Below are 23053 nucleotides of genomic sequence, written 5' to 3' on the forward strand. Positions count from 1 at the left end.
AGACTCCATCACTGGAGTATCATCCAGTTTATCCGTCCTAACCCGAATAAATAAGGTTGACTGCGCGGACCTTTTTTACCCACTGTGGGCTCTATTGGTTGTAACACCGATTTGCCGATAGTCAAGGCGACCAGTCGGTCAGAGTTGAAATTCTGACAGCTCGCCCCCACCACTGTAATTGAACCACTGACGAACCTTTCTTTCCATGCATGCAAATAGCCAGATTCGACTAACATTCAATCAGGATCGCCCGGATCAGGAACATGACGACGACGGTTCTGCAGGCATTGCTGTTCAGGAGGCCAAGCCTGCTTTACAGGCACCGCCGATGTACAAGGTGGTTTTGTTCAATGATGACTACACACCGATGGATTTCGTCGTCGAAGTGCTCGAGGTGTTTTTTAACCTGAACCGCGAGTTGGCGACCAAGGTAATGCTGGCCGTTCACACAGAAGGACGGGCAGTATGTGGAGTGTTTACCCGCGACATCGCCGAGACAAAGGCCATGCAGGTCAACCAGTACGCCAGGGAAAGCCAGCATCCGCTACTCTGTGAAATCGAGAAGGACGGTTAACGCCGACCACTTGGGTATGAGGTGAAGCTATGTTAAACCGCGAGCTCGAAGTCACCCTCAATCTTGCCTTCAAGGAGGCTCGTTCGAAGCGTCATGAGTTCATGACCGTCGAGCACCTTTTGCTGGCACTTTTGGATAATGAAGCTGCCGCCACCGTTCTGCGTGCGTGCGGCGCCAACCTCGACAAACTCAAGCATGATCTGCAGGAGTTTATCGACTCCACCACGCCACTGATCCCCGTGCATGACGAGGACCGCGAGACCCAGCCAACCCTGGGCTTCCAGCGGGTATTGCAGCGTGCTGTCTTCCACGTACAGAGCTCCGGTAAGCGTGAGGTCACAGGCGCAAACGTGCTGGTGGCAATTTTCAGCGAACAGGAAAGCCAGGCCGTGTTTCTGCTCAAGCAGCAGAGCGTTGCCCGTATTGATGTCGTCAATTACATCGCCCACGGTATCTCCAAGGTGCCCGGGCACGGCGATCATTCCGAGGGCGAGCAGGATATGCAGGACGACGAGGGCGGTGAGTCTTCTTCTTCAAGCAACCCGCTGGATGCCTATGCCAGCAATCTCAATGAGATGGCGCGACAGGGGCGGATCGATCCGCTGGTCGGGCGTGAGAGCGAGGTCGAGCGTGTAGCGCAGATTCTCGCGCGGCGTCGCAAGAACAACCCGTTGTTGGTGGGTGAGGCGGGCGTGGGTAAAACCGCGATTGCCGAAGGCCTGGCCAAGCGCATTGTCGACAACCAGGTGCCGGACCTGCTGGCAAACAGCGTCGTCTACTCTCTTGACCTGGGCGCATTGCTCGCCGGGACCAAGTACCGTGGCGATTTCGAGAAGCGCTTCAAGGCGCTGCTCGGCGAGCTGAAAAAACGCCCGCAGGCGATCCTGTTCATCGACGAGATCCACACCATCATTGGTGCCGGTGCGGCCTCCGGTGGGGTGATGGACGCCTCCAACCTGCTCAAGCCATTGCTGTCTTCGGGTGATATCCGCTGCATCGGCTCAACCACCTTCCAGGAGTTTCGCGGCATTTTCGAAAAAGACCGTGCCCTGGCGCGACGCTTCCAGAAAGTCGACGTGTCCGAGCCTTCGGTTGAAGACACTATTGGCATCCTGCGTGGGCTCAAGGGGCGTTTTGAAGCGCACCACGGCATCGAGTACACCGATGAGGCCCTGCGTGCGGCGGCTGAGCTGGCGTCGCGCTACATCAATGACCGGCACATGCCGGACAAGGCCATCGACGTGATCGACGAGGCGGGCGCCTACCAGCGGCTGCAGCCGGTCGAGAAGCGTGTGAAGCGTATCGATGTGCCTCAGGTCGAGGACATCGTGGCGAAGATCGCGCGGATTCCGCCAAAGCACGTCACCAGTTCCGACAAGGAGCTGCTGCGTAACCTGGAGCGCGATCTCAAGCTCACTGTGTTCGGTCAGGATGCGGCGATCGACTCGCTGTCCACGGCTATCAAATTGTCCCGCGCGGGCCTCAAGTCGCCGGACAAGCCGGTCGGTTCGTTCCTGTTCGCAGGGCCTACCGGCGTCGGCAAGACCGAGGCGGCGCGGCAGTTGGCCAAGGCCATGGGTATCGAGCTGGTCCGTTTCGACATGTCCGAGTACATGGAGCGTCACACCGTGTCGCGCCTGATCGGTGCGCCGCCGGGCTATGTCGGTTTCGATCAGGGCGGCTTGTTGACCGAAGCGATCACCAAGCAGCCGCATTGCGTACTGCTGCTCGATGAAATCGAAAAGGCTCACCCGGAAGTCTTCAACCTGCTGTTGCAGGTCATGGATCACGGGACGCTGACCGATAACAACGGGCGCAAGGCGGACTTCCGTAATGTGATCGTGATCATGACCACCAACGCCGGTGCTGAAACTGCTGCGCGAGCGTCTATCGGCTTCACGCATCAGGATCACTCTTCCGATGCAATGGAAGTGATCAAGAAGAGCTTCACGCCGGAGTTCCGCAACCGTCTGGACACCATTATCCAATTTGGTCGCCTCAGCCATGAGGTTATCAAGAGCGTGGTGGACAAGTTCCTCACCGAGCTTCAGGCGCAGTTGGAAGACAAGCGCGTGCAGCTGGATGTGACGGAAGCGGCTCGCAGTTGGATCGCAGAGGGCGGTTACGATGCGGCAATGGGCGCTCGCCCAATGGCGCGTCTGATCCAGGACAAGATCAAGCGGCCGCTGGCCGAAGAGATCCTGTTCGGCGAACTCTCCGACCATGGCGGCGTGGTGCATATCGATCTGAAGGACGGCGAGCTGACCTTCGAGTTCGAGACCACGGCAGAAATGGCCTGATCGTTCTGCAGCAACACAAAAAGGCGCCGAAAGGCGCCTTTTTGCTGACTTGAAATGCAATTCTCAGAACAATCGAGATCCAATGTGGGAGGGGGCTTGCTCCCGATAGCAGTGGTTCAGCAACAGATTAGTTGCTTGGCCCACTGCTATCGGGAGCAAGCCCCCTCCCACAGGGATTTGTGTTGTTGGGGCAAATGGCGCACACACAAAAACGCCCGGCATAACCGGGCGTTTTGTATTGACTTGCTTAGCGAGCGCGGTAAGTGATGCGCCCTTTGCTCAAGTCATAGGGCGTCAGCTCGACGCGCACTTTGTCACCGGTAAGAATACGAATGTAGTTCTTGCGCATCTTGCCGGAGATATGCGCGGTTACGACGTGCCCATTTTCCAACTCCACACGAAACATGGTGTTGGGCAGGGTGTCGACGACAGTGCCTTCCATTTCGAAGCTGTCTTCTTTCGACATGCAGTAAAGCCCTCGGTATCCAGTGAATGGCCCGGTGCAACTGCGCCAGGCAAAAGCGGCGTGCATTGTGCCCGAAAAAGAGGGTTCAAGCCAAGGGGTTCTAGTTAAGTGTGACCCATCTTTGATTAATCAGCAGCTCAATGGGCCGATATTGGGTCTTGTAGTTCATCTTTTTGCAGTTCTTGATCCAGTATCCGAGGTACACCGCTTCCAGTTCCAGGCGCAGCGCTTCACCTATTTGCCAGAGGATCGCAAAGCGCCCGAGGCTGCGGCGTTCCTCTTCGGGTTCATAGAAGGTGTACACCGCCGACAGGCCGTTGGGCAGCAGGTCGGTCACCGCCACGGCCAGCAGCCGTCCATCGAGGCGGAACTCGTAGAAGCGCGAGAACGGCAGGTCACGTACCAGGAAGGTCGAAAACTGATCACGGCTGGGCGGGAACATGTCGCCATCGGCATGGCGTTGCTCGATGTAGCGCTGATAAAGGTCGAAATACTCTTCGCTGTACTGCGGCTTGACCGCGTTTACCGTCAGGTCGGCGTTGCGTTTGAGGATGCGTTTCTGATTGCGATCGGGCAAAAATTGCGCGGCAGGGATGCGCGCCGGCACACACGCGTTGCAATTCTGGCAGTGAGGTCGGTACAGATGATCGCCGCTGCGCCGAAACCCCATCTCCGAGAGGTCGGCGTACACGTGCACGTCCATCGGCTGGCTGGGATCGAGGAACAGCGTGGTGGCCTGCTCATCGGGCAGATAGCTGCAAGAGTGGGCTTGAGTGGCATAGAACTTCAAGCGCGCCAGCTCGGTCATGATCAACCCTCGGGATAAGCTTTGGAATAAGTGTAAGCCAGGTAGGCGAAAGTCGCCTACGAAACCCACGGCCCAGAGCTGGGTTGGTCCAAATGCTTGCGCAGCAAGTCAGCGAAGTCGCTGCGCGGTATGGCACGGGCGCCCAGGCTGTGCAGGTGGTCATTGGGCATCTGGCAGTCGATCAGCACGAAGCCCCACGCCTGCAATTGACGGGTCAATGTGGCGAAACCGAATTTCGAGGCGTTGTCGGCGCGGCTGAACATGGATTCGCCAAAAAACAGCTGGCCCATCGCCAGGCCATACAGGCCACCTACCAGTTCGCCCTGGTCCCACACTTCCACGGAGTGGGCGTAGCCGCGCTTGTGCAGCGCCAGGTAGGCGTTCTGGATGCCCTCGGTGATCCAGGTGCCGTCCGCGTAGGCGCGCGGTGCAGCGCAGGCCTGGATGACGGCGGCGAAATCCTGGTCGAACGTCACGGTATAACGCTGTTGGCGCAGTAGTTTGCCGAGGCTGCGGGACACATGCAGTTCGTCGGGGAAGATCACCGTGCGTGGGTCGGGTGACCACCAGAGGATAGGCTGGCCTTCGGAGAACCACGGAAAGCAGCCATGGCGATAGGCCTGGATCAGGCGTTCGGCCGACAGGTCGCCACCGGCGGCGAGCAGGCCATTGGGTTCGCGCATGGCCTTGGCCAGGGGCGGGAAAGTCAGGTTGTCGCGTTGTAACCAGGTCAGCATGGCATCCAGGCTTACGGAAGGGGAGGGGAGTGGCAGACAAGGCATCTGCCGCATAAGCGTTGATTATTGTCGACCCGGCGCCAAGGGGCCAGCCCGATTAAGCCGTGAGGCCGGATTAGCATGAGCGGGTGTTTCTGCAACTCTGCGCATAAGGCGCGGTCGTAATCGGGGCTGGCACATGCCAGCCATTTGCCAAGTTTGCCTGGATTGCCAGATACAGCTCATAAGCCTTTGTCAGCAAAGGCAATGCATGCTCAAATTGAACAGGCTTTGACACTTCGATTGCCAAGGCTGCCAGGTGGAGGGCAAGTGTGTGGCATCGCGCACGCAAACCCGTACAATGCGCCCATTGTGGCGTTATCGCCATTTCACCTATCCGTGACCTGGTGTTAAAAGTAGATTCAGCAACATACGTTCATTTTTCAGCTGCTCGGGATAGGGCAGTCATGTGTAGTCATTCAACAGATGGACGCGCTAAAGGCGCAGGAAAAGACCCGTTTTGAAGAAATCCGCCGCAGCACCTAAAGCAGCAGTCGTACCGGCCTGGCGCCAGCACCTGCATTACCGACTCAAGGAAGGCGCACTGATTGCCATCGGTGCCCTGTGCCTGTTCCTGATGATGGCCTTGCTCACCTATGGCAAGGACGATCCGGGCTGGAGCCATAACAGCAAGATCGACGATGTGCAGAATTTCGGTGGGCCGGTAGGGTCCTACAGCGCCGATATCCTGTTCATGATCCTGGGTTATTTCGCGTACATTTTCCCGCTGCTGCTGGCGATCAAGACCTGGCAGATCTTCCGCCAGCGTCACGAGCCGTGGCAGTGGAGCGGCTGGCTGTTTTCCTGGCGCCTGATCGGCCTGGTGTTCCTGGTGCTGTCCGGCGCGGCGCTGGCGCATATTCACTTCCATGCGCCCACCGGTCTGCCGGCGGGTGCGGGCGGGGCGCTGGGCGAAAGCCTCGGTGACCTGGCGCGCCGCACGCTGAATATCCAGGGCAGCACCTTGATGTTCATCGCGCTGTTCCTGTTCGGCCTCACGGTCTTTACCGACCTGTCATGGTTCAAGGTGATGGACGTGACCGGCAAGATCACCCTTGATCTGTTCGAATTGTTCCAAGGCGCCGCCAACCGCTGGTGGGCTGCCCGTGTGGAGCGCAAGCAGATGGTTGCGCAGCTTCGCGAGGTGGACACTCGTGTCAACGAGGTGGTGGCCCCGAGCACGCCGGATCGGCGCGAGCAGGCCAAGGTCAAGGAGCGCTTGATCGAGCGTGAGCAAGCCCTGAGCAAGCACATGTCGGACCGCGAGAAGCAGGTGCCGCCGGTGATCGCGCCGGCACCGCCCAAGGCGCCGGAACCCAGCCATCGCGTACAGAAAGAGAAACAGGCCCCGCTGTTTATCGACAGCGCCGTGGAAGGCACCTTGCCGCCGATCTCGATTCTCGACCCGGCAGAAAAGAAACAGCTCAATTATTCCCCGGAATCCCTGGCGGCCGTCGGCCACTTGCTGGAAATCAAGCTCAAGGAGTTCGGCGTCGAAGTGTCGGTGGATTCGATCCATCCCGGCCCGGTGATTACCCGTTACGAAATCCAGCCGGCCGCCGGTGTAAAAGTCAGCCGTATTTCCAACCTGGCCAAAGACTTGGCCCGTTCCCTGGCCGTGACCAGCGTTCGCGTGGTGGAAGTGATCCCGGGCAAGACCACCGTGGGTATCGAGATTCCCAACGAAGACCGCCAGATCGTGCGTTTCTCCGAAGTGCTGTCGACCCCCGAGTACGACAATTTCAAATCGCCGGTCACCCTGGCCCTCGGCCATGACATCGGCGGCAAGCCGGTGATCACCGACCTGGCGAAAATGCCTCACCTGCTGGTAGCCGGTACCACCGGTTCCGGTAAGTCGGTGGGTGTGAACGCAATGATCCTGTCGATCCTGTTCAAGTCCGGGCCGGATGACGCCAAGCTGATCATGATCGACCCGAAGATGTTGGAGCTGTCGATCTACGAAGGCATTCCGCACCTGTTGTGCCCGGTGGTTACCGACATGAAGGACGCCGCCAACGCCCTGCGTTGGAGCGTTGCCGAGATGGAGCGCCGCTACAAGCTGATGGCCAAGATGGGCGTACGTAACCTGTCGGGCTTCAACGCCAAGGTCAAGGAAGCCCAGGACGCCGGCGAACCGCTGACCGACCCGCTGTACAAACGCGAAAACATTCACGATGAGGCACCGCTGCTGACCAAGCTGCCGACCATCGTGGTGGTGGTCGACGAATTCGCCGACATGATGATGATCGTCGGCAAGAAGGTCGAAGAACTGATCGCGCGTATTGCCCAGAAGGCACGTGCCGCCGGGATTCACTTGATCCTCGCGACTCAGCGCCCGTCGGTGGATGTGATCACCGGTCTGATCAAGGCCAACATCCCGACACGCATGGCGTTCCAGGTATCGAGCAAGATCGACTCACGGACCATCATCGACCAGGGTGGCGCCGAGCAGCTGCTGGGCCACGGTGACATGCTCTACATGCCGCCGGGCACCAGCCTGCCGATTCGCGTTCACGGTGCCTTTGTGTCCGATGACGAAGTACACCGCGTGGTCGAAGCCTGGAAACTGCGCGGCGCCCCGGAATACAACGACGACATCCTCGCAGGCGTCGAAGAGGCCGGCAGCGGTTTTGACGGTGGCAGCGGCGGTGGCGACGATGATGCCGAAACCGACGCGCTGTACGATGAGGCCGTGGCCTTCGTGCTGGAAAGCCGTCGCGCCTCTATCTCCGCAGTGCAACGCAAGTTGAAAATCGGCTACAACCGCGCTGCCCGCATGATCGAAGCCATGGAACACGCCGGCGTCGTCACTGCAATGAACACCAACGGCTCGCGTGAAATCATCGCCCCCGGGCAGATGCGCGACTGACCCCGGTGCCGCGTGGTAACACGCGGCACCGCCCTGACTACTCAATGAGGACTCCCATGCGCTTTATCCGCATGCTGTTGTTGCCGGCACTGGCCTTGACCGCTGTTTCGGCTCACGCTGATGAACAGGCCGTAACGCGCCTGACCGGACTGCTGAATGACTCCAAAACCCTGACCTCGCGCTTCTCCCAGTTGACCCTGGATGCCGGTGGTACTCAATTACAGGAAACTGCCGGTGAAATGGCCGTGCAGCGTCCAGGGCTTTTTTATTGGCATACCGAGGGTAAGGCTGAGCAGACCATCGTTTCTGATGGCCAGAAGGTCACCTTATGGGACCCGGATCTAGAGCAGGCCACGATCAAGAAGCTCGACCCGCGCTTGAATCAGACGCCGGCGTTGCTGTTGTCGGGCGATGTGTCGAAAATCAGCGATAGCTTTGACATCACTTCCAAGCAAACCGGTGACGTAATGGATTTCACCCTCAAGCCGAAAGCCAAAGACACCCTTTTCGATAGTCTTCGCCTTTCGTTCCGTGGCGGTTTGATCAATGACATGCAACTGGTCGACAGCGTGGGTCAGCGCACCAATATTCTGTTCACCGGCGTCAAGGCCAACGGCGTTGTGGATGCATCCAAGTTCAAGTTCGACATCCCCAAGGGTGCCGACGTGATCCAGGAATAACCTGCCGAGAGGTTTCAAGCGCTGCCCATGGATCTGTTTCGAAGTGACCCGATTGCCCAGCCCCTGGCCGCACGCTTGCGTTCGACCAACCTGGATGAGTACGTCGGTCAGGAACACCTGCTCGCTCGCGGCAAGCCCTTGCGCGAAGCGCTGGAGCAGGGCGCGCTGCACTCGATGATTTTCTGGGGCCCGCCGGGCGTGGGCAAGACCACCCTGGCGCGGCTGCTGGCGAAAGTCTCGGATGCCCACTTTGAAACGGTCTCGGCGGTGCTTGCCGGGGTCAAGGAAATCCGCCAGGCGGTGGAAGTCGCCAAGCAGCAGGCCGGCCAGTACGGCAAGCGCACCATCCTGTTTGTCGACGAAGTGCATCGCTTCAACAAGTCGCAGCAGGATGCGTTCCTGCCGTATGTTGAAGACGGCACCTTGATCTTTATCGGCGCCACCACTGAAAACCCTTCGTTTGAACTCAACAACGCCTTGTTGTCGCGAGCGCGTGTCTACGTGCTCAAAAGCCTGGACGAGGCGGCGATGCAAAAGCTGCTGCAGCGGGCCTTGAATGAAGACAAGGGCCTGGGCAAGCGCCATCTGAGCGTCAGTGAAGAAGGCTTCAAGATCCTGCTCACCGCCGCAGATGGCGATGGCAGGCGTTTTCTCAACCTGCTGGAAAACGCTTCGGACCTGGCTGAAGACGGCGGTGAAATTGGCGTCGATCTGCTGCAAAGCCTGCTGGGTGATACGCGCCGGCGCTTCGACAAGGGCGGTGAAGCTTTCTACGACCAGATTTCCGCGCTGCACAAGTCCGTGCGCGGCTCCAACCCGGACGGTGCGCTGTACTGGTTCGCACGCATGATCGACGGCGGTTGCGATCCGTTGTACCTGGCCCGTCGCGTGGTGCGCATGGCCAGCGAAGACATCGGCAATGCCGACCCGCGAGCCCTGAGCCTGTGCCTGGCGGCCTGGGAGGTGCAGGAGCGCCTCGGCAGCCCGGAAGGCGAGTTGGCGGTGGCCCAGGCCATCACCTACCTGGCCTGCGCACCGAAAAGCAACGCGGTGTACATGGGCTTCAAGTCGGCGCTGCGAGCGGCGGCTGAACATGGTTCGCTGGAAGTGCCGATGCACTTGCGCAACGCGCCGACCAAACTGATGAAGCAGCTGGGTTACGGTGACGAATATCGCTACGCTCATGACGAACCGGATGCCTATGCAGCCGGCGAAGACTACTTCCCCGATGCTCTGGAACCGTTGCCGCTCTACCAGCCAGTGCCCCGTGGGCTGGAGCTGAAGATCGGCGAAAAGCTCAACCATCTGGCCCAACTCGACCGTCTCAGCCCCCGTCAGCGGAGAAAGTAGTGCTCAAGACGATTCTTGCCGTGTCCGCAGCCGGCATCGCTGGTACATTATTGCGTTTCGCCACCAGCACCTGGGTCAGCGCCCAGTGGCCGAAGCATTTTTATGCGGCGACCCTGGCAGTCAACCTGGTGGGCTGTTTGATTATCGGGCTGTTGTACGGCTGGTTCCTGTTGCGCCCGGAAGTGCCGATTGAAATTCGCGCCGGCTTGATTGTCGGTTTTGTAGGCGGTCTGACGACCTTTTCATCCTTTTCACTGGATACGCTGCGGCTGCTGGAAAGCGGGCAGGCCCTGGTCGCCTTCGGGTACCTGGGCATCAGCGTATTCGGCGGGCTGCTCGCCACCTGGGCCGGCCTGTCCTTGACCAAACTTTGATAACGAGAGACCGACATGCTCGATTCCAAACTGTTACGTAGCAACCTTCAGGACGTAGCGGACCGCCTGGCATCCCGTGGCTTTGCCTTGGATGTTGCGCGCATCGAAGCGCTGGAAGAACAGCGCAAGACCGTCCAGACCCGCACCGAAGCACTGCAGGCTGAGCGTAATGCGCGTTCCAAGTCCATTGGCCAGGCCAAACAGCGCGGCGAAGACATCGCACCGCTGATGGCGGATGTCGAGCGTATGGGCACTGAGCTGTCCAACGGCAAAACCGAGCTGGAAGGCATCCAGACCGAGCTGGATTCGATCCTGCTGGGCATTCCGAACCTGCCCCACGAATCCGTGCCGGTAGGCGAAGACGAAGACGGCAACGTTGAAGTACGCCGCTGGGGCACGCCCAAAACCTTCGATTTCGAGATCAAGGACCATGTGGCCCTGGGCGAATTGACCGGTGGCCTGGATTTCGAGACCGCGGCAAAAATGTCCGGTGCCCGTTTCGCTTTGCTGCGTGGCCCGATCGCCCGTATGCACCGTGCGCTGGCGCAGTTCATGATCAACCTGCACACCGGTGAGCATGGCTACGAAGAAGCCTACACCCCGTACCTGGTCCAAGCGCCGGCGCTGATGGGTACCAGCCAGTTGCCGAAATTCGAAGAAGACCTGTTCAAGATCACTCGCGACGGCGAAGCCGATCTGTACCTGATCCCGACCGCCGAGGTGTCGCTGACCAATATCGTCGCCGGCGAAATCCTCGATGCCAAGCAACTGCCGTTGAAGCTGGTTGCCCACAGCCCGTGCTTTCGTAGTGAAGCCGGCGCATCGGGTCGCGATACGCGCGGCATGATCCGCCAACACCAGTTCGACAAGGTCGAGATGGTGCAGGTGGTCGAGCCGTCGACTTCCATGGAAGCCCTGGAAGGCCTGACCGCCAATGCCGAACGCGTTCTGCAACTGTTGGAGCTGCCGTACCGCGTACTGGCGCTGTGCACCGGCGACATGGGCTTCAGCGCTGTGAAGACCTACGATTTGGAAGTGTGGGTACCGAGCCAGGACAAGTACCGCGAAATTTCGTCGTGCTCCAACTGCGGTGATTTCCAGGCCCGTCGTATGCAGGCGCGTTTCCGCAACCCGGAAACCGGCAAGCCGGAGTTGGTGCACACCCTTAACGGTTCGGGCCTGGCCGTAGGCCGTACCTTGGTGGCCGTGCTGGAAAACTACCAGCAGGCTGACGGTTCGATCCGTGTACCTGAGGTGCTCAAGCCGTACATGGGCGGCGTTGAGGTCATCGCCTAAATGGAATTTCTGCCGCTGTTTCATAACCTGCGCGGCAGTCGAGTGTTGGTCGTCGGTGGTGGGGAGATTGCCTTGCGCAAATCCCGGCTGCTGGCCGACGCCGGTGCGTTGCTGCGGGTGGTTGCTCCCCAGATCGAAGACCAGTTGCGTGAACTGGTACTGGGCAGTGGCGGGGAACTGATTTTGCGCGGTTATCAGGAGGCTGACCTGGAGGGTTGCACCCTGATCATCGCGGCAACGGACGACGAGCCGCTGAACGCGCAAGTGTCCAGTGAGGCCAAGCGCCGTTGCGTGCCGGTCAATGTTGTAGATGCGCCGGCCTTGTGCAGCGTGATCTTCCCGGCGATTGTCGACCGTTCGCCGTTGGTAATTGCGGTGTCCAGCGGCGGCGACGCGCCGGTGCTGGCGCGCTTGATCCGCGCCAAGCTGGAAACCTGGATTCCGTCCACCTACGGCCAATTGGCCGGTTTGGCCGCGCGTTTTCGCGCCCAGGTCAAAGGTTTGTACCCGGATGTGCAGCAGCGCCGTGCGTTCTGGGAAGAGGTGTTCCAAGGGCCGATTGCCGACCGTCAACTGGCCGGGCAGGGCGATGAAGCTGAGCGCCTGTTGATCGAAAAGGTCAATGGCGCGCCACCTTATGCACCCGGCGAGGTGTACCTGGTGGGTGCAGGCCCGGGTGACCCGGACTTGCTCACCTTTCGTGCCTTGCGCCTGATGCAGCAGGCCGACGTGGTGCTGTACGACCGTCTGGTGGCGCCGGCGATCCTGGAACTGTGCCGTCGTGATGCCGAGCGAGTTTACGTCGGCAAGCGGCGTGCTGACCACGCTGTGCCTCAGGATAAGATCAACCAGCAACTGGTCGACCTGGCCAAGCAAGGCAAGCGCGTGCTGCGCCTCAAGGGCGGTGATCCGTTCATTTTTGGGCGCGGTGGCGAAGAAATCGAGGAATTGGCGGCCCATGGCATCCCGTTCCAGGTGGTGCCAGGGATCACGGCGGCCAGTGGTTGTGCCGCGTATGCCGGGATTCCGCTGACGCACCGTGACTATGCGCAATCGGTGCGCTTCATCACCGGGCACCTGAAGAACAATACGTCGGATCTGCCCTGGCAGGACCTTGTCGGGCCGTCGCAGACCCTGGTGTTCTACATGGGCTTGATTGGCTTGCCGATCATTTGCGAGCAGTTGATCAAGCACGGGCGCTCGGCGGACACACCGGCGGCTTTGATCCAGCAGGGCACCACTTCCAACCAGCGTGTGTTTACCGGCACCCTGGCGGACTTGCCGCGCATGGTGGCGGAGCATGAAGTACATGCGCCGACGCTGGTGATCGTGGGTGAGGTGGTGGTGTTGCGCGAGAAGCTCAAATGGTTCGAAGGGGCTCAGTCTCAGGTCTGAGCCTTAAAAGCATCGGGAGCAAGCCCCTTCCCACATTTTGGTTTGTGAACACAGTCAAAATGTGGGAGGGGGCTTGCTCCCGATGAGGCCATCAAATACAACCGATAATCCAGATCAGCTAAAGACACCTTTACCTGAAAGTCGCGCCCGATCATGGCTGTTGTCAAACTCTTGCAACGGCCCCTTCGGTACAATCCCCGTCGGGTTGATCGTGCGATGGCTGGCATAGTAATGCCCCTTGATATGGGCAAAGTCCACCGTCTCGGCCACGTCCGGCCACTGATACATCTCCCTTAGCCAATTCGACAAATTCGCATAATCGGCAATCCGCCGCAGGTTGCACTTGAAGTGGCTGTAATACACCGCGTCAAAGCGAATCAACGTGGTAAACAGCCGCACATCCGCCTCTGTCAGGTACTCACCGGCCAGATAACGATGCTGGCCCAGGTGTTGTTCCAAATGATCCAGCTCGGCAAACACATCATCAAACGCACGTTCATACGCCTGTTGTGACGTGGCAAAACCTGCGCGGTATACGCCGTTGTTCACGGCCGGGTAGATACGCTCGTTCAGGGCGTCGATGGTCGGACGCAGCGTGTCGGGATAAAAATCCAGCGTATTGCCGGTCAGCCCGTTGAACGCGTTGTTGAACATGCGGATGATTTCCGCCGATTCATTGCTGACGATGCGCTTGAGTTTTTTGTCCCACAGCACCGGCACGGTGACGCGCCCGGTGTAGTCGGTCGTATCGGCGGTGTAGCGCTGGTGCATGAAGGCCAGATCGTCCAGTTTGTCACCGCTGGAGCCGTGGGCCTTGTCGAAGGTCCAGCCGTTTTCCAGCATCAACCAGCTGACCACTGACACGTCGATCAGGCTTTCCAGGCCTTTGAGCTTGCGCAGGATCAAGGTGCGGTGCGCCCAGGGGCAGGCCAGGGATACATAGAGGTGATAGCGGCCAGCCTCAGCCTTGAAGCCACCTTCGCCACTCGGGCCGGGCGCGCCATCGGCGGTCACCCAGTTGCGGCGTTGTGCCTGTTCCCGTTGGAAAGCGCCATCTGCGCTACTTTCATACCACTGGTCTTTCCACTGTCCTTCAATCAGCAAACCCATGACTGGCTCCTTGGCTGTTAAACGTTGGAGTCCAGTCTAAAGGGATGAGTTCGAACTAAAAGCGCAAAGACCGGGGGTGAATGATCGACTAAATCGATTTATCCCGTGCATCCCAGTATTGCTGGACCAGTTCGAAGGCCTGTTGCCGCGGGTGGCCGAGACCGCGCAACGCCAGGGCCATGGTGGCGATCAGCGCCAGTTGCGGGTAGTTGTCCTCGACTTCGCCACGCCACAACGCTTTCAACTGTTCAGGCTCAAGCGTCGCCGGTTTGACGTGACGCTGGGCGGAGAGCGCGGGCCACTCTTCGTCCCAACTCTGGCCGCCGGTGGTGCCATAGAGGTGACTGAGGGTGTCGGGGTTGATTTCGATCTCGCCGCCGTCGCCCTTGACCACGATCACATTGTCCCCGAGCAGGCCGCTGGCATCGCGGTGTACGCCCTGGTAGCCCGGGTGGAAGATGCTTTGCAGGCCGCAGCGCGCATTCAGCGGGTTAAGCAGCCGCGCCAGGGAATGAATGGGCGAGCGCAGGCCGAGGGTGTTGCGCAGGTCGATCATGCGTTGCAATTGCGGCGCCCAGTCGCCCAGCGGGATAAAGGCCAGGTTGCCCTGCTCGAAGGCGCTTCCCACCTGCTGCCAATTGCGGCACAGCGGGATCTGCAGCGTCTGCAGCAGTTGCTCGGTGTACAGCCGGCCCGCCGTGTGGGCACCGCCGCCGTGCATCAGAATGCGCACACCGTTTTGCGCCAGGCACTTGGCCGCCAACAGAAACCACGGCAGATGGCGCTTTTTGCCGGCGTAAGTCGGCCAGTCGATATCCACGTTCAACGCCGGTGCATCCAGGCGTTCACGTACCGCTTCGGTGAAACCGGCGAGTTCTTCCGGGCTCTCTTCTTTGTGACGCAGCAGCATCAAAAAGGCGCCGAGCTGGGTGTCCTCGACCTTTTCGTCGAGCAACATGCCCATGGCTTGCCGCGCTTCTTCGCGGGTGAGGTTGCGCGCGCCGCGCTTGCCTTTGCCGAGGATGCGTACGAACTGGGCAAAAGGGTGCTCTTCGGGCGTGTTGAGGGTCAAGGGGGCGAAGTCGGTCATAAGCAATTCGTCGGCCTGGGCAGGCCCGCCAGCTTGGCGGCGAGTTTGGCGGGAGTGCCGTTGAACAGTTTGTTTAGATGCAGGCTGTTGCCCTTTTCCGGGCCCAGTTTCAAGGCGGTGTACTTGATCAGCGGGCGTGTGGCAGGGGACAGCTGGAATTCGGTATAGAACTGGCGCAGCAGCTTGAGGATTTCCCAGTGATCCGCAGTCAGCTCCAGGGCTTCGGCAGCGGCCAGGGCGTGCGCCACCTCATCGGACCAGTCATTGAGGTCGACGAGGTAACCGTCCTTGTCCAGTTCGAGGCTGCGTGTGCCGACGGTCAGGGTGTTCATAGCCAGGTGTTGACCTTGTCGTAGTCGATCGACAGTTGCACGAAACCTGGATAATCCACGCTGTCAGCCCAGTCGGGAAGCGGCAGGTTGCGCGCCTGCATGTCTTCGGCCAGTACAAAGACCTTCACGCCTTTGCTTTGCAGGGCGGGCGTGTGCAGCGCGTAGGCACCGTCGCCACACAGCAGGATTGCGTCCTGAGCGCCGCAGATGCGCAGGCAGCTGTCGAGGCGGCTGTCGGTAAAGGGAGAGTGAGACACCACATGTAGAGTCGCCATCAGAGGGTAATCACCTGGTCGTAACGATCAATCAGCTCGCAAATGGCTTGGCTGTGCAGCGTCTGCGCGTTGGCGGGCGGCAGCAACCCGCGTGCGGACAGGCTGTGGCCGCAGGCGAACACGTCATCAATGCCGAACAGGCCCAATGCCTGCAGGTTGGCGCTCAGGTCTTTTTGTTGCACGGCCTTGGCGGCCTGATGCGGCGCCAGCTGGAACACACCGTCATCCAGAAACAGCAGACCAATGGGCAGATCAAACGCGCCACCAGCCAGCACGATATCCAGTGCTTCCCGCGCACTTGGCCCGGACCACGGCGCCTGTCGGCTGATCACCAATAAGGATTTGGACATCTCACGGCCCTCCAAAACAGATCAGGCGGTCGGCATCCTGGATCGCGTCATGCAATTGCCCAAGGCCCGATAACGCCCATGGCGCCTGCAGATTGACCGCGCTGCGTTGATAGCGTGCGGCCTCCTCGGCGTTCAGCACACCACGGCGCAAGGCGGCGGCGATGCACACCACGCCGTCGAGCTGGTGCTGGCTGACAAACTCGCGCCATTGGCGCGCAATGTCTGGCTCGTCCTGTGGCGCTACGATGTTATTGGACGCGCTGTACACGCCATCCTGATAAAAAAACAGCCGCACAATCTCATGCCCGCCCGCCAGCGCTGCTTGTGCGAATAGCAGGGCGCGGCGCGAGGAGGGCGCGTGGGCGGCGCTATACAGTGCAATCGCGAACTTCATGGGAGACTCTGCCAACAAACGTCGGCCAATGATAAAGCCGCCGCCGCGAAAAAGCCCGCCGTGATCAAAACGGTCACTGTCGCTGATCGTTCTGACGATTGCCGGCAGGCGCAAGGCTGCCTAGTCTGTGGGGATTCGCAACCCGGATGGAGTCCGTATGTCAGGTCCCTTGGCGTCCCTTAAAGTGCTGGATTTTTCCACCTTGCTGCCTGGCCCGTTTGCCTCGTTGATGCTAGCAGACATGGGCGCCCAGGTGCTGCGTATCGAATCGCCCACGCGCATGGACCTGTTGCGGGTGTTGCCGCCCCATGACCGCGGTACCTCGGCGAGCCACGCGTATTTGAACCGCAACAAGCGCAGCCTGGCCCTGGACCTCAAGCAGGCCGAGGCGGTGGAGATCGTGCGTGAGCTGGTCAAGAGTCATGACATCCTGCTCGAACAGTTTCGCCCTGGGGTCATGGAGCGCCTGGGGCTGGGTTATGAGGCGCTGAAGGCGATCAATCCCGGGTTGATTTATGTGTCGATTACCGGCTACGGCCAGACCGGCCCTTACAAGGACCGCGCCGGGCACGATATCAATTACCTGGCGTTGGCCGGTGTGGCCAGTCACACCGGGCGGAGGGACAGCGGGCCGTTGCCGCTGGGCGTGCAACTGGCGGACGTGGCAGGTGGTTCGCTGCATGCGGTGGTGGGCTTGCTGGCGGCGGTGATTGCCAGGCAGCAGAGCGGAGTGGGGCAATACCTGGATGTGAGCATGACCGATTGTTCGTTCAGCCTTAACGCCATGGCTGGCGCCGGCTATTTGGCCTGCGGGGTGGAGCCGGAGTGGGAAAGTCATGTGCTCAATGGAGGGAGTTTTTACGATTACTATCGCACTCGCGATGGGCGCTGGATGTCGGTGGGCAGCTTGGAGCCGGCCTTTATGCAGCAATTGTGCGAGGCGCTCGGAAGGCCGGAGCTGGCGGCCCACAGCGTGAAGCCTGAACAGCAGGGGGCCTTGAAGCAGGCATTGCAGGTGGAATTCGAGAAGCGCAGTTTTGAGGAACTGTGCGAGTTGTTCGCCGGGGTGGATGCGTGTGTTGAGCCGGTGTTGAGCCTGGCGGAGGCTGTTGAGCATCCGCAGTTGAAGGCGCGGGAGCTGGTCAGCCATGTGCCCCGGGGGGATGGCTCGACACAAGCGCAATTGGCCTGCCCGCTGAAGTTCTCAGAAGGGTTGCCGGCGCCCAGGCATATTGGGGTGGCGGTGGGGGCGCATAGTGACGAGGTGTTGGTGGAGTTGGGGATCAGTGCTCAGCGGATAGATGAATTGCGTCAGGCCAAGGTTGTAGGTTGACTGAGCCGACGCTTTCGCAGGCAAGCCAGCTCCCACATTTTGATTGCGTTCACAGATCCAGATGTGGGAGCTGGCTTGCCTGCGAAGAGGCCCTCATTCCACCCGAGTTTCCCCGGTGAACACCAGAGTCTGCCGACACCGCCGACACAAATACCGCCGCCCCTGGTTCACCAGGCCATGGCGCTGCGGCGAGAACGGGAAGTCACTGTCCGCACACGGGCAGCGGTAGATATAACGGGTCACCTGGCGGCGCTTGACCTCATAGGTATGGCAGCGGTCCGGCGGCAATTCGTAAACCCCACGCATGATCAACTGCCATTCCTCGCCATGGGGCTGTATACGCTCGCCAAACAACTGGTGGGCAATCAGGTGCGCCACTTCGTGGGCCACGGTTTGCTTGAGAAAATGCTGGCTGTTTTCACGGTACAACTGAGGGTTGAAGCGCAGCAGGTTCTCGTGCAAATGCGCGACACCGGCTTTCTGGCCCCGCAGCTTGAGGCTGACCTGGGGGCGTTTGAAGCTTCGTTTGAAAAAGGATTCGGCTTGCAGGAAACAATCTTCGACGCGGGTATTGAGTTGCTCGGGCATGCTGTACAAATCTCCAGAGACGCCCAGTATGCCGCAAAGCAGGGTGTTTCCGAATCTGTCAGGCGCCGAATGGTCATGCATAACGCACAAAGCCACCTTGCGGTGGCCTTGCCTGCGGGTTGAGTTGCTTAGTTGGTGTAGATGGGCCCTACGCCCAGGCCCCACACAATCACGGTAAACGCCATGATCGCCACCAGTACCACCAGGCCCACGGCCAATACCGAACTGGAAAACAGGAAGCCTTCGTCCGGGTCGATACTCATGAAGGTCGGCAGCCCCACGTAGAGCAGGTACACCGTGTAGCAAATGGCCGCCGTGCCGACCACCATGCCCAGCCACATATGCGGGTAGAGTGCCGCCAGCCCGCCGACAAACAGTGGCGTTGCGGTATAGGTGGCGAAGGCCACGCAGCGTGCCATGCTGGGGCTGGCGTCGTAGGTGCGGGCCATCCAGTGAATGAACGCGCCCATCACCGCCACGCCGCCAAGCATGGCCGCGTACGACATGAGCGTCATCCACAGTGCGCTTTCCTGGGTCAACATCACCGGCGCCCGGTTGCCGATGACCCAGCCAACCTGGGTGGTGCCGATAAAGGCGGACACGGCGGGGATCGCCGCGAGAATCAGGGTGTGAGTGAGGTACATGTGGCCGATACTTTCTTCTTTATCGCCACGGATTTCCCGCCATTCCTGGTCGGGATGGGTAAAAAGCCCCACGACGTGATGGATCATGCCAGTCACTCCTGTCGTTATTACCATCGCCCCCCATCGGAGCGCCCACCGGCCAGATGGCCTGAAAGGTCTGGATATGTGTGCGACCTCAAGTCGCAGTATAGGAAGGGATGACCGGAATAACTGTAGGGCCTTTAGAGCAAATTGCGCTGTAAACAGGGCGCTTAATCGCGGTGGGATCTGTCAAATGTGGGAGGGGGCTTGCTCCCGATAGCGGTGTGCCAGGCACTACAAGTGCTGGCTGATGCACCGCTATCGGGAGCAAGCCCCCTCTCACATTGAATGTAGGTACTCGACATCGCTAAAATACCCGGCTTTTCGTCACACACCTTCAGCGGATCCAAGCGCCATGGGCACTCTTACGGTCAACCAGAACAAACTGCAAAAACGCCTGCGTCGCCTGGCCGGTGAAGCGGTCGCCGATTTCAACATGATCGAGGACGGCGACAAGGTCATGGTCTGCCTCTCTGGTGGCAAAGACAGCTACACCATGCTCGACGTATTGCTGCACCTGCAAAAGGTCGCGCCGATCAAGTTTGAGATCGTGGCGGTGAACATGGACCAGAAGCAACCCGGCTTCCCCGAGCACGTATTGCCGGCCTACCTCAAGGAATTGGGCGTTGAATACCACATCGTCGAGAAAGACACCTACTCGGTGGTCAAGGAGCTGATCCCGGAAGGCAAGACCACCTGCTCGCTGTGCTCGCGCCTGCGCCGTGGCACGCTCTACACCTTTGCCGACGAGATCGGCGCGACCAAGATGGCCCTGGGTCATCACCGCGATGACATCGTCGAGACCTTCTTCCTGAATATGTTCTTCAATGGCTCGCTCAAGGCCATGCCGCCCAAGCTGCGCGCCGATGACGGGCGCAATGTGGTAATCCGCCCGCTGGCGTATTGCAACGAGAAGGACATCCAAGCGTACTCCGACTTCAAGCAATTCCCGATCATCCCCTGCAACCTGTGCGGCTCCCAGGAAAACCTGCAGCGCCAGGTGGTCAAGGAAATGCTGCTGGACTGGGAGCGCAAGACCCCCGGGCGTACCGAGAGCATCTTCCGCAGCCTGCAAAATGTGATCCCGTCTCAACTGGCTGATCGCAACCTGTTCGATTTCACCAGCTTGAAAATCGATGAGACGGCTGCTTCGCGTTTCGTCAATGTAGTGAACCTCTAAGCCTCATCGAGGCTCTAGTAAACGGCGCTTGCGGGCGCCGTTTTCAATTCAACTGCCAGGAGAGGGCATGCGCGATTACAAGTGGCTGCACGAATATTGTCTGAACCGCTTCGGTTCGGCGGCCGAGCTGGAAGCCCACCTGCCTGTGCCCAAGACCCCGGCGCAATTGCGCAAGATCACCGATGACCGTTACCTGTCGACCCTGGCGCTGCGGGTCTTCCGTGCGGGCTTGAAGCACAGTGTGGTCGACGCGAAATGGCCGGCGTTTGAACAGGTGTTTTTCGGCTTCGATCCGGAAAAAGTCGTGCTGATGGGCGCCGAGCACTTGGAACGCCTGATGCAGGACACCCGCATCATCCGCCACCTGGGCAAGCTCAAGAGTGTGCCGCGCAATGCGCAGATGATCCTGGACATCGAGCAGGAAAAGGGCAGCTTCGGTGCGTTTGTCGCCGATTGGCCGGTAACCGATATCGTCGGGCTATGGAAATACCTGAGCAAGCATGGCCACCAACTGGGCGGGCTGTCGGCACCGCGTTTCCTGCGCATGGTGGGCAAGGATACGTTTGTGCCGAGCTATGACGTGGTGGCGGCGTTGAATGCGCAGAAGATCGTCGACAAGGCGCCGACCAGCCTGCGGGATTTGGCCACAGTACAGGGCGCCTTCAACCAGTGGCATGCCGAGAGTGGGCGGCCGATGTGCCAGTTGTCGATGATGTTGGCGTACACCGTCAACCATTGAGACCCAGGTGACGCCTTCGCGAGCAAGCCAGCCCGCACATTTTGACCGCGCCGCCTATCAACATGTGGGAGCTGGCTTGCCTGCGATAGCGGACTTCAGGCCGATACAGGTTCTGCAGCCAACCGCCGATTCAACTGATGCCGCCAACGCACATACAACAGCGCCGTGCAAAACACCGCCAGGCTCGCCAGCATCTCCAACACCCCGAACCACTGGCGGTTCGGGTCGTACGCCGCCAGCGCGCCCTTGATGAAATACAGATTCACCACAAAGCACATCCACGAATGCCCGCGCGCACTGCCGATCATCATCCCTGGCGCCAGTACCAGCAGCGGCACCAGTTCGATCAGCAGGATCACCCATGGGCGCGCCCCATGCAGGTCGGCGATGAACAGGTAGTACACGCACAACAAGCCCACCAGGGCAAAAAACGCCAGCAGGCTCAGTGCGCGTGCAATGTTTACCCGCGGTTCCAGCCACGCCTGGGGCGGCAGGACTTTAGGCTTCCTGGCCACGGCCGTGCTCCAGCAGCGTGGCGGTCTTGGCCAGGCGCAGGCCCAGGGCCCGGCACAGGGTGATTTCATGTTGATCGAGCATCCGCTTGCCGTCAGGCCCGGAATGGTGGCTGGCGCCGTATGGCGTGCCGCCGCCCTGGGTATCAAGCAGTGCCTGTTCGCTGTAAGGCAGGCCGGTGATCAACATGCCGTGGTGCAGCAGCGGCAGCAACATCGACATCAGCGTGGTTTCCTGGCCGCCATGCAGGCTGGCGGTAGAGGTGAACACGCCGGCAGGCTTGCCGACCAGAGCACCGGTGAGCCACAGGTTGCTGGTGCCGTCGAGGAAGTACTTGAGCGGTGCAGCCATGTTGCCAAAGCGTGTCGGGCTGCCCAGGGCCAGGCCTGAACAGTGCTTCAGATCATCCAGGCTGGCATACAGCGCGCCTTCCTCGGGAATGCTCGGCGCCACCGCTTCGCACTCGGTGGAAATCGCCGGCACGGTGCGCAGACGTGCTTCCATGCCGCCTTGCTCGATCCCCCGGGCAATCTGCCGGGCCATTTCGCTTACCGAGCCGTTGCGGCTGTAATACAGCACCAGCACATAGGGCGTGGTCACGGCAGAATCTCCAATACGTTCTCGGGTGGGCGGCCAATGATGGCTTTGTCGGCAGTTGCCAGGATCGGGCGTTCCATCAGCTTGGGGTGCCCGGCGATAGCGGCGATCAATTGCGCTTCGCTCAAGTTGGCATCGGCCAGGTTGAGGGTTTTGTATTCCTCTTCGCCGGTGCGCAGCAGTTGGCGCGCGCTGATCCCCAGTTTTTTGAGCAGGGCCTGGATTTGCGCGGCGTCCAGCGGGGTTTCCAGGTAGCGCACCACGGTCGGGTTGAGGCCGCGAGCTTCAAGCAGTTCGAGCGCACCGCGGGATTTCGAGCAGCGCGGGTTGTGATAAAGCGTCAGATCGGTCATGTGCGGGTCGCATCTTGCGTAAGGTGGCGGGTATTCTACCTGCGCTGGCGCCTGTCCTTAAACCGTAAGAGGCGATAGGTCGCAGCCAACGTTCATTTTTGCGAAGGAATACCCCATGACAAGGCGACTGATCGGTGCATTGGCGATCATCACAACCCTGCTGCTCAGCGGCTGCGGTAACGATTACGGCGTTGACCAATATGGCCAGAAAGTGGCGGCCGAACGCCTGGACAAACAGTGGCTGGTGGTCAATTACTGGGCCGAATGGTGTGGCCCGTGCCGCACGGAAATCCCCGAGCTCAATGCCTTGGCCGAGCAACTGAAAGGGCAGGGTGTGGAGGTATTCGGTGTTAACTTCGACAACGTGCAGGGTGAGGAACTGAAGGCCGCCAGCGACAAGCTGGGGATCAAGTTCACGGTCCTGGCCCAGAACCCGGACGGGATCTTCGAGATTCCACGCAGCGAGGCGTTGCCGGTGACCTACATCATCGACGACAAGGGCAAGGTGCGTGAGCAGTTGATGGGTGAGCAGACTGCAGAAGGGGTGCTGGCCAAGCTCAAGGCCCTGCGCGGTTAAAGCAACACC

General features: G+C 60.0%; 26 protein-coding genes. 12 read left to right on the forward strand and 14 right to left on the reverse strand.

What is annotated here, in order from left to right; all coding sequences use genetic code 11:
• The first annotated feature begins 205 nt into the window (after positions 1 to 205).
• Both clpS and clpA read left to right on the forward strand, forming a co-directional pair.
• A complete protein-coding gene (gene clpS, locus E4O98_RS10965; protein WP_005789091.1) occupies positions 206 to 574 on the forward strand; it encodes an ATP-dependent Clp protease adapter ClpS in 369 nt (122 codons plus the stop codon).
• Positions 575 to 603: 29 nt separating this feature from the next.
• Complete coding sequence (gene clpA, locus E4O98_RS10970) at positions 604 to 2874, forward strand: ATP-dependent Clp protease ATP-binding subunit ClpA (RefSeq protein ID WP_032880624.1); 2271 nt, start codon at positions 604 to 606, stop codon at positions 2872 to 2874.
• A gap of 247 nt (positions 2875 to 3121) precedes the next feature.
• Here clpA and infA read toward each other — a convergent pair whose 3' ends face one another.
• The 3 genes from infA to aat form a co-directional block, all read right to left on the reverse strand.
• On the reverse strand, positions 3122 to 3340 hold the full coding sequence (gene infA, locus E4O98_RS10975) for a translation initiation factor IF-1 (protein ID WP_002553999.1): 219 nt from the start codon (positions 3338 to 3340) through the stop codon (positions 3122 to 3124).
• Between the two features lie 100 nt (positions 3341 to 3440).
• Positions 3441 to 4148, reverse strand: coding sequence for an arginyltransferase (locus E4O98_RS10980; RefSeq protein ID WP_005789087.1), 708 nt, complete (start codon positions 4146 to 4148; stop codon positions 3441 to 3443).
• Positions 4149 to 4204: 56 nt separating this feature from the next.
• Positions 4205 to 4885: a leucyl/phenylalanyl-tRNA--protein transferase gene (aat, locus tag E4O98_RS10985; RefSeq protein ID WP_005789086.1), complete on the reverse strand. Its 681-nt coding sequence runs from the start codon at positions 4883 to 4885 to the stop codon at positions 4205 to 4207.
• Between the two features lie 499 nt (positions 4886 to 5384).
• Here aat and E4O98_RS10990 point away from each other — a divergent pair, with 499 nt between their 5' ends.
• From E4O98_RS10990 to cysG, 6 genes are read left to right on the forward strand one after another with little or no spacing between them, the layout of a single operon-like run.
• Complete coding sequence (locus E4O98_RS10990) at positions 5385 to 7793, forward strand: DNA translocase FtsK (RefSeq protein ID WP_005789085.1); 2409 nt, start codon at positions 5385 to 5387, stop codon at positions 7791 to 7793.
• 56 nt (positions 7794 to 7849) lie between these two features.
• Positions 7850 to 8473 carry an outer membrane lipoprotein chaperone LolA gene (gene lolA / locus E4O98_RS10995; RefSeq protein WP_032880625.1) on the forward strand — a complete coding sequence of 208 codons (624 nt, stop codon included), beginning with the start codon at positions 7850 to 7852 and terminating at the stop codon, positions 8471 to 8473.
• Between the two features lie 27 nt (positions 8474 to 8500).
• Positions 8501 to 9823: a replication-associated recombination protein A gene (locus E4O98_RS11000; protein ID WP_032880626.1), complete on the forward strand. Its 1323-nt coding sequence runs from the start codon at positions 8501 to 8503 to the stop codon at positions 9821 to 9823.
• Positions 9823 to 10197, forward strand: coding sequence for a fluoride efflux transporter CrcB (gene crcB / locus E4O98_RS11005; protein ID WP_005789082.1), 375 nt, complete (start codon positions 9823 to 9825; stop codon positions 10195 to 10197). The genes E4O98_RS11000 and crcB overlap by 1 nt, the downstream gene beginning before the upstream one ends.
• A gap of 15 nt (positions 10198 to 10212) precedes the next feature.
• Positions 10213 to 11493 carry a serine--tRNA ligase gene (serS, locus tag E4O98_RS11010; protein ID WP_228308579.1) on the forward strand — a complete coding sequence of 427 codons (1281 nt, stop codon included), beginning with the start codon at positions 10213 to 10215 and terminating at the stop codon, positions 11491 to 11493.
• Positions 11494 to 12888: a siroheme synthase CysG gene (gene cysG / locus E4O98_RS11015; protein ID WP_032880627.1), complete on the forward strand. Its 1395-nt coding sequence runs from the start codon at positions 11494 to 11496 to the stop codon at positions 12886 to 12888.
• A gap of 114 nt (positions 12889 to 13002) precedes the next feature.
• On the opposite strand, the gene E4O98_RS11020 is transcribed toward cysG, so the two are convergent.
• From E4O98_RS11020 to tusD, 6 genes are all read right to left on the reverse strand, one after another.
• The gene (locus E4O98_RS11020; protein ID WP_078821661.1) at positions 13003 to 13998 is read right to left on the reverse strand and encodes a glutathione S-transferase family protein; all 996 of its coding nucleotides are present in this window, start codon (positions 13996 to 13998) and stop codon (positions 13003 to 13005) included.
• 88 nt (positions 13999 to 14086) lie between these two features.
• The gene (locus tag E4O98_RS11025; RefSeq protein WP_248134981.1) at positions 14087 to 15088 is read right to left on the reverse strand and encodes a glycosyl transferase family protein; all 1002 of its coding nucleotides are present in this window, start codon (positions 15086 to 15088) and stop codon (positions 14087 to 14089) included.
• The gene (locus tag E4O98_RS11030) at positions 15085 to 15420 is read right to left on the reverse strand and encodes a TusE/DsrC/DsvC family sulfur relay protein (protein ID WP_032880630.1); all 336 of its coding nucleotides are present in this window, start codon (positions 15418 to 15420) and stop codon (positions 15085 to 15087) included. The genes E4O98_RS11025 and E4O98_RS11030 overlap by 4 nt, the downstream gene beginning before the upstream one ends.
• The gene (gene tusB / locus E4O98_RS11035) at positions 15417 to 15695 is read right to left on the reverse strand and encodes a sulfurtransferase complex subunit TusB (RefSeq protein ID WP_248134983.1); all 279 of its coding nucleotides are present in this window, start codon (positions 15693 to 15695) and stop codon (positions 15417 to 15419) included. Before tusB ends, E4O98_RS11030 begins: the two co-directional genes overlap by 4 nt.
• Positions 15695 to 16045 (reverse strand): sulfurtransferase complex subunit TusC, encoded by a 351-nt coding sequence (gene tusC / locus E4O98_RS11040; RefSeq protein ID WP_032880631.1) that lies wholly within the window; start codon positions 16043 to 16045, stop codon positions 15695 to 15697. Before tusC ends, tusB begins: the two co-directional genes overlap by 1 nt.
• A 1-nt stretch (position 16046) precedes the next feature.
• Complete coding sequence (gene tusD, locus E4O98_RS11045) at positions 16047 to 16439, reverse strand: sulfurtransferase complex subunit TusD (protein ID WP_005789072.1); 393 nt, start codon at positions 16437 to 16439, stop codon at positions 16047 to 16049.
• Between the two features lie 157 nt (positions 16440 to 16596).
• Between tusD and E4O98_RS11050 the strand changes: the two genes are divergently transcribed.
• The gene (locus E4O98_RS11050; RefSeq protein WP_248134985.1) at positions 16597 to 17772 is read left to right on the forward strand and encodes a CaiB/BaiF CoA-transferase family protein; all 1176 of its coding nucleotides are present in this window, start codon (positions 16597 to 16599) and stop codon (positions 17770 to 17772) included.
• Between the two features lie 93 nt (positions 17773 to 17865).
• Here the strand turns inward: E4O98_RS11050 and E4O98_RS11055 are convergent, their stop codons facing one another.
• Positions 17866 to 18360 (reverse strand): SprT family zinc-dependent metalloprotease, encoded by a 495-nt coding sequence (locus tag E4O98_RS11055; RefSeq protein ID WP_003192067.1) that lies wholly within the window; start codon positions 18358 to 18360, stop codon positions 17866 to 17868.
• 128 nt (positions 18361 to 18488) lie between these two features.
• Entirely contained in the window at positions 18489 to 19091 is a 603-nt protein-coding gene (locus E4O98_RS11060; protein ID WP_005789070.1) for a Yip1 family protein, read from the reverse strand.
• 349 nt (positions 19092 to 19440) lie between these two features.
• Between E4O98_RS11060 and ttcA the strand changes: the two genes are divergently transcribed.
• Positions 19441 to 20265, forward strand: a complete 825-nt coding sequence (gene ttcA / locus E4O98_RS11065) for a tRNA 2-thiocytidine(32) synthetase TtcA (RefSeq protein ID WP_044274647.1) — start codon at positions 19441 to 19443, stop codon at positions 20263 to 20265.
• A 67-nt stretch (positions 20266 to 20332) separates the two neighbouring features.
• Complete coding sequence (locus E4O98_RS11070; protein ID WP_034120216.1) at positions 20333 to 21004, forward strand: DNA-3-methyladenine glycosylase I; 672 nt, start codon at positions 20333 to 20335, stop codon at positions 21002 to 21004.
• 95 nt (positions 21005 to 21099) lie between these two features.
• Here the strand turns inward: E4O98_RS11070 and E4O98_RS11075 are convergent, their stop codons facing one another.
• From E4O98_RS11075 to arsC, 3 genes are read right to left on the reverse strand one after another with little or no spacing between them, the layout of a single operon-like run.
• On the reverse strand, positions 21100 to 21519 hold the full coding sequence (locus tag E4O98_RS11075; RefSeq protein ID WP_032880635.1) for a DUF2069 domain-containing protein: 420 nt from the start codon (positions 21517 to 21519) through the stop codon (positions 21100 to 21102).
• Positions 21503 to 22117 (reverse strand): NAD(P)H:quinone oxidoreductase, encoded by a 615-nt coding sequence (gene wrbA, locus E4O98_RS11080; protein ID WP_032880636.1) that lies wholly within the window; start codon positions 22115 to 22117, stop codon positions 21503 to 21505. Before wrbA ends, E4O98_RS11075 begins: the two co-directional genes overlap by 17 nt.
• Entirely contained in the window at positions 22114 to 22467 is a 354-nt protein-coding gene (gene arsC, locus E4O98_RS11085; RefSeq protein ID WP_078821654.1) for an arsenate reductase (glutaredoxin), read from the reverse strand. The genes wrbA and arsC overlap by 4 nt, the downstream gene beginning before the upstream one ends.
• 115 nt (positions 22468 to 22582) lie before the next feature.
• Here arsC and E4O98_RS11090 point away from each other — a divergent pair, with 115 nt between their 5' ends.
• Positions 22583 to 23044 (forward strand): TlpA disulfide reductase family protein, encoded by a 462-nt coding sequence (locus tag E4O98_RS11090; protein ID WP_005789064.1) that lies wholly within the window; start codon positions 22583 to 22585, stop codon positions 23042 to 23044.
• The last annotated feature ends 9 nt before the right edge of the window (positions 23045 to 23053 follow it).

Source organism: Pseudomonas sp. W2Jun17 (genome assembly GCF_023127795.1).
Classification (GTDB): Bacteria; Pseudomonadota; Gammaproteobacteria; order Pseudomonadales; family Pseudomonadaceae; genus Aquipseudomonas; species Aquipseudomonas synxantha_A.

Bases quoted from the DNA above. Each gene is read 5' to 3' on its own strand.
- cysG (WP_032880627.1), top strand. From the start codon at position 11,494: ATGGAATTTCTGCCGCTGTTTCATAACCTGCGCGGCAGTCGAGTGTTG.
- serS (WP_228308579.1), top strand. From the start codon at position 10,213: ATGCTCGATTCCAAACTGTTACGTAGCAACCTTCAGGACGTAGCGGAC.
- ttcA (WP_044274647.1), top strand. From the start codon at position 19,441: ATGGGCACTCTTACGGTCAACCAGAACAAACTGCAAAAACGCCTGCGT.
- lolA (WP_032880625.1), top strand. From the start codon at position 7,850: ATGCGCTTTATCCGCATGCTGTTGTTGCCGGCACTGGCCTTGACCGCT.
- E4O98_RS11055 (WP_003192067.1), bottom strand. From the start codon at position 18,360: ATGCCCGAGCAACTCAATACCCGCGTCGAAGATTGTTTCCTGCAAGCC.
- E4O98_RS11020 (WP_078821661.1), bottom strand. From the start codon at position 13,998: ATGGGTTTGCTGATTGAAGGACAGTGGAAAGACCAGTGGTATGAAAGT.
- E4O98_RS10980 (WP_005789087.1), bottom strand. From the start codon at position 4,148: ATGACCGAGCTGGCGCGCTTGAAGTTCTATGCCACTCAAGCCCACTCT.
- clpA (WP_032880624.1), top strand. From the start codon at position 604: ATGTTAAACCGCGAGCTCGAAGTCACCCTCAATCTTGCCTTCAAGGAG.
- E4O98_RS11000 (WP_032880626.1), top strand. From the start codon at position 8,501: ATGGATCTGTTTCGAAGTGACCCGATTGCCCAGCCCCTGGCCGCACGC.
- tusC (WP_032880631.1), bottom strand. From the start codon at position 16,045: ATGTCCAAATCCTTATTGGTGATCAGCCGACAGGCGCCGTGGTCCGGG.
- clpS (WP_005789091.1), top strand. From the start codon at position 206: ATGCATGCAAATAGCCAGATTCGACTAACATTCAATCAGGATCGCCCG.
- tusD (WP_005789072.1), bottom strand. From the start codon at position 16,439: ATGAAGTTCGCGATTGCACTGTATAGCGCCGCCCACGCGCCCTCCTCG.
- aat (WP_005789086.1), bottom strand. From the start codon at position 4,885: ATGCTGACCTGGTTACAACGCGACAACCTGACTTTCCCGCCCCTGGCC.
- infA (WP_002553999.1), bottom strand. From the start codon at position 3,340: ATGTCGAAAGAAGACAGCTTCGAAATGGAAGGCACTGTCGTCGACACC.
- E4O98_RS11090 (WP_005789064.1), top strand. From the start codon at position 22,583: ATGACAAGGCGACTGATCGGTGCATTGGCGATCATCACAACCCTGCTG.
- E4O98_RS11030 (WP_032880630.1), bottom strand. From the start codon at position 15,420: ATGAACACCCTGACCGTCGGCACACGCAGCCTCGAACTGGACAAGGAC.
- E4O98_RS11070 (WP_034120216.1), top strand. From the start codon at position 20,333: ATGCGCGATTACAAGTGGCTGCACGAATATTGTCTGAACCGCTTCGGT.
- tusB (WP_248134983.1), bottom strand. From the start codon at position 15,695: ATGGCGACTCTACATGTGGTGTCTCACTCTCCCTTTACCGACAGCCGC.
- E4O98_RS11025 (WP_248134981.1), bottom strand. From the start codon at position 15,088: ATGACCGACTTCGCCCCCTTGACCCTCAACACGCCCGAAGAGCACCCT.
- E4O98_RS11050 (WP_248134985.1), top strand. From the start codon at position 16,597: ATGTCAGGTCCCTTGGCGTCCCTTAAAGTGCTGGATTTTTCCACCTTG.
- arsC (WP_078821654.1), bottom strand. From the start codon at position 22,467: ATGACCGATCTGACGCTTTATCACAACCCGCGCTGCTCGAAATCCCGC.
- E4O98_RS11060 (WP_005789070.1), bottom strand. From the start codon at position 19,091: ATGATCCATCACGTCGTGGGGCTTTTTACCCATCCCGACCAGGAATGG.